The sequence below is a fragment of the uncultured Mycobacterium sp. genome (assembly GCF_964249325.1).
Classification (GTDB): Bacteria; Actinomycetota; Actinomycetes; order Mycobacteriales; family Mycobacteriaceae; genus Mycobacterium.
On the sequence record NZ_CAXUCH010000322.1, the window covers coordinates 2,704 to 3,981 of the forward strand.

The window sequence follows — 1,278 nt, forward strand, 5'->3', positions numbered from 1 at the left end:
ACGGTGCCGTCGGAGATTGTGCGGCTGCAAGAGCTGCTGGCTCAAGTCGCCCGCGGCGAGGCCTTCCTGCTGCAGGGCGGCGACTGCGCGGAGACGTTCACCGACAACACCGAGCAACATATCCGCGGCAATATCCGCACCTTGCTGCAGATGGCGGTCGTGCTGACCTACGGTGCCAGCTTGCCGGTGGTCAAGGTGGCCCGGATCGCAGGCCAATACGCCAAGCCCCGGTCGGCCGACATCGACGCGCTGGGCCTGCTGTCCTACCGGGGGGACATGATCAACGGGTTCGCCCCGGACTCCACCGCCCGCGAGCATGACCCGTCGCGGCTGGTGCGCGCCTACGCCAACGCCAGCGCGGCGATGAATCTGGTGCGGGCGCTGACGTCGTCGGGGCTGGCGTCACTGGACCGGGTGCTCGACTGGAACCGGGAATTCGTGCGCACCTCGCCGGCCGGCGCGCGCTACGAAGCGCTGGCCTCCGAGATCGAGCGCGGGCTGGCGTTCATGAGCGCCTGCGGGGTGGCCGACCGCAACCTCGAGACGGCCGAAATCTACGCCAGCCATGAGGCGCTGGTGCTCGACTACGAGCGCGCCATGCTGCGGCTCTCTGCAGAGCCCGACGGTAAGCCGAAGCTCTACGACCTCTCGGCGCACTACGTCTGGGTCGGGGAGCGGACCCGCCAGCTCGACGGGGCGCACATCGCCTTCGCCGAAGTCATCGCCAACCCGATCGGCGTCAAGATCGGCCCGACGATGACTCCGGAGCTGGCCGTCGAATATGTCGAGCGGCTTGACCCGCACAACAAGCCGGGCCGGCTGACGTTGGTGAGCCGGCTGGGTAACAACAAGGTGCGTGATCTTTTGCCGTCGATCATCGAGAAGGTTCAGGCAACCGGTCACCAGGTGATTTGGCAGTGCGATCCGATGCACGGCAACACCCACGAATCGTCCAACGGCTACAAAACCCGGCATTTCGACCGCATTGTCGACGAAGTGCAGGGCTTCTTCGAGGTGCACCGGGCGTTGGGCACTCACCCGGGTGGTATTCACGTCGAGATTACCGGCGAGGACGTGACGGAATGTTTGGGTGGGGCGCAAGACATTTCGGACACCGACCTGGTAGGCCGCTACGAGACCGCCTGTGACCCGCGGCTGAATACGCAGCAGTCGCTGGAGTTGGCGTTCCTGGTCGCCGAGATGCTGCGCGACTAGAAGCCGGCCAGCAGGCCGCTTAGGTTGCTGCCGACGGTCCACCCCGCGGCGGCGCAGGCCGAT

General features: G+C 66.4%; 1 protein-coding gene. It reads left to right on the top strand.

Annotated features, from left to right (window positions below):
* A partial coding sequence (locus ACFE99_RS23605; RefSeq protein ID WP_375489094.1) for a class II 3-deoxy-7-phosphoheptulonate synthase occupies nucleotides 1-1,215 on the top strand: 1,215 nt, incomplete at its 5' end.
* Nucleotides 1,216-1,278 lie beyond the last annotated feature (63 nt).